The 2,526-nt window shown below is 39.1% G+C and carries 5 protein-coding genes; all 5 read right to left on the bottom strand.

Going from position 1 to position 2,526, the window contains the following annotated elements:
* Positions 1-106 precede the first annotated feature (106 nt).
* From ACGH6S_RS12045 to ACGH6S_RS12065, 5 genes are read right to left on the bottom strand one after another with little or no spacing between them, the layout of a single operon-like run.
* Positions 107-508 carry a hypothetical protein gene (locus ACGH6S_RS12045; RefSeq protein ID WP_411579553.1) on the bottom strand — a complete coding sequence of 134 codons (402 nt, stop codon included), beginning with the start codon at positions 506-508 and terminating at the stop codon, positions 107-109.
* Entirely contained in the window at positions 508-861 is a 354-nt protein-coding gene (locus tag ACGH6S_RS12050; protein ID WP_411578995.1) for a hypothetical protein, read from the bottom strand. The genes ACGH6S_RS12045 and ACGH6S_RS12050 overlap by 1 nt, the downstream gene beginning before the upstream one ends.
* Complete coding sequence (locus ACGH6S_RS12055; protein WP_411579555.1) at positions 854-1,237, bottom strand: hypothetical protein; 384 nt, start codon at positions 1,235-1,237, stop codon at positions 854-856. The genes ACGH6S_RS12050 and ACGH6S_RS12055 overlap by 8 nt, the downstream gene beginning before the upstream one ends.
* A 2-nt stretch (positions 1,238-1,239) precedes the next feature.
* Complete coding sequence (locus tag ACGH6S_RS12060; RefSeq protein WP_065636185.1) at positions 1,240-1,419, bottom strand: hypothetical protein; 180 nt, start codon at positions 1,417-1,419, stop codon at positions 1,240-1,242.
* A 3-nt stretch (positions 1,420-1,422) separates the two neighbouring features.
* On the bottom strand, positions 1,423-2,493 hold the full coding sequence (locus tag ACGH6S_RS12065; protein WP_411578998.1) for a major capsid protein: 1,071 nt from the start codon (positions 2,491-2,493) through the stop codon (positions 1,423-1,425).
* Positions 2,494-2,526 lie beyond the last annotated feature (33 nt).

A 2,526-nucleotide genomic window follows, 5' to 3' on the forward strand; every position in this document is an offset into this window, starting at 1 on the left:
GATTTTGTGTTTTTTACTTCAACCCATTTCCGAAATTGTAAAATGTAATCATCAAGTAAATTATGTGAATTCAGCCAGCTTTTTATTGAGTTATATGTATCAGAAATCATATTTTGTAACTCTCCCTAATAACCTGCTGTATGACATCCTTACCGTCCCGCTCAAACCCTTTTTTGATAAAATCAGGCTCAGCATTAGGAGACCAGTAATTACCCTTTGATTTTTTACCCGTTCTCGGTTTCCCTCTTAATTTTGCTTTAGCGCTATTAACGAAAGCAGCATAATTAGCCGTATAACCAACTCGACCAACCCAACCTTTTGGGATTGGTTTTAGCTCTCTATACTGCGAATTAATAAGATTGGACGTGTCGATTGGAGTAAGTGGAGCAACAAAAGACATACCCACAATCATAACTTGCTGGATAATCCTTTGAGTTCTGATGTTGGCAATTTCATTAGTTATCCTGTGAATATTTCTATTCACCTTTGAAACGCCTTTAACCGCCATTAGGTAACCACCTCATAATCAGGGATTTCACCAAAAGCGCTCATATCATATTCAAGCACAAACTCTACTTGTTCAGCGTTTGAGGCTTCTAACGATAACGAAGTTTTATCACCTTTTGCTATGAAGTCGCCCTGTTTAATTCGATTGTCTTCGGTGTAAAAAGTTGTTTTTCTTACTCTTTCAACACCTAAAGAATCAATGTAAGCACCCAGTGCGTTTGGTGCTTCATCTTTCCATGTACACTTGATTAAATAAGGTGCTCCATAAGTATCGACATTGCTTTCTCCATCGTACCCTGTATGAGGATATACGGTTGCAACATTTGTATAGCTCCAATTCGCGGTATTACTCATCCCTACCTCCAACAACTAAAAAAAATGTTTTTTTTGAGCAAGAAATACCTAGACAATCAGTACATCCGTGGACATCAAGATTTTTTAGTAATGAGTACATAGATTTAAAACCCACGTCATCATATTTAAATGACCTTGACGCACCGCTTGGTGCTGATTGTGATGCGATTTTTCTTGCTCCTTGCATTTGAGCCAGTAAACAAGCTGAGTAAATCAGTATCAAAAGTTGGTCGGCTTCTGAATAACCATGAGTAACCAAGCAATCACTAATTGAATTCACCTTGTTAAGGATTGCGTTAATAACAATGCTCGGTACAGAATAACCAAGCTCTGATAACATTTGATTAACGTCTTCTGCGGTTACCTGTACTGACATGATTATTTACCCTTTTTCTTTTTGTCTGCTTCAACTTCAACAGATTGCTGCTCTAACACAATTACACGCCCAATAAAAGCAGTAGGAATGTCTGTAGCATGGAATTCATACCCAATAGGTAGTTCAGTTACCGCGCCATCAATGCGGCCGAAACAGCCGCGTTTAGTTACCCGTAATTTCATCAATTACCCCCGAGCGTTAAAGACTTTGCTTTTACCGTTAAAGTCACGTTTGATTTGCAAGCCAAATGCCGACCAAACAAGTGTTTGATAGTTGTCATGTGGGTTGATTCGTTGCTTCATGAACGAGCCAATCGGCGCAGCAATACGGGTTTTAATGTACTGAGCATTGCGAACGTAACCAATGAAGTGGTTGCCTTTTACCTCAAATGTTTTAGTGAATGAACCAATGTGCGCTGAGTAACGTAAAATATAGTCTTTTACTGTCCCCTCTTTAAATCCATTTGAATTAGAGTACGGAAGATTTAGACGGCGCTGAATTTCGGGAGAGATAAAGACTTTTAATTGTTCTGACACTAAATTAGCATCAAGAATGACAACAAAGTCTTTTGTGAAGAAATTAATAATATCGTCGTTACTTGTGGCTGTTGATGTTAAGTCAATATTCAAACCAGACGCACTTAAATCCACTTGATTGGTGTGCGGATGATTAGTGATGCCTTTGCCTTCAAAGTTTTGTACTTTGATTTTTTCATCACCTGTTAAAATGTATTGCGCCATATCTTGGCGTAATGCTGCCACTGCCGCTTCTTGGTCATCTGACATTGCGTCGATGTTTTCCGTTTGTAAACCTAACCATTCACGCCATTCACGAGCATAACCTGTTTTAAAGATTGGTACAGGGTCGCCGTAATGGTCATAAACAACCTTATCTAACGTTTCTGGCTCTTGTCCTGACATTGAACGATTAACATATCCTGCATCGCTTGAAACACGGTATAGCGCTGCTGTTTTGCCAATGGAGATAGGTGTACCTAACGATAACAAATCATCAAGTAATGGTGCGCCCTCATCATCACGGATAACACGGGTGGTCACGTTATCTACTTCACGCCAGTAATCTTGGGTTAAGATTGCGGCTTGATTAACTTCAATAGCATTGCCGTGTGTTGCGCTCATTTGGTTTTGAGCATTGTTAAAGATTTGACGGCTTGCTTTTAACTGATTCCAAGCCTGTGCCACTTGGGCAGAGTTGGTAATTAATTTTTTATTAAAAATAATCTTTTCGTTCTTCATTATTGCTCCTTAAGCTTTACGAACTCGAACTTG

Origin of the sequence: Gilliamella sp. BG3 (assembly GCF_046635605.1) — a bacterium.
In the GTDB taxonomy this organism is placed as follows: domain Bacteria; phylum Pseudomonadota; class Gammaproteobacteria; order Enterobacterales; family Orbaceae; genus Gilliamella; species Gilliamella bombi.

Bases quoted from the DNA above. Each gene is read 5' to 3' on its own strand.
- ACGH6S_RS12050 (WP_411578995.1), bottom strand. From the start codon at position 861: ATGAGTAATACCGCGAATTGGAGCTATACAAATGTTGCAACCGTATAT.
- ACGH6S_RS12045 (WP_411579553.1), bottom strand. From the start codon at position 508: ATGGCGGTTAAAGGCGTTTCAAAGGTGAATAGAAATATTCACAGGATA.
- ACGH6S_RS12055 (WP_411579555.1), bottom strand. From the start codon at position 1,237: ATGTCAGTACAGGTAACCGCAGAAGACGTTAATCAAATGTTATCAGAG.
- ACGH6S_RS12065 (WP_411578998.1), bottom strand. From the start codon at position 2,493: ATGAAGAACGAAAAGATTATTTTTAATAAAAAATTAATTACCAACTCT.
- ACGH6S_RS12060 (WP_065636185.1), bottom strand. From the start codon at position 1,419: ATGAAATTACGGGTAACTAAACGCGGCTGTTTCGGCCGCATTGATGGC.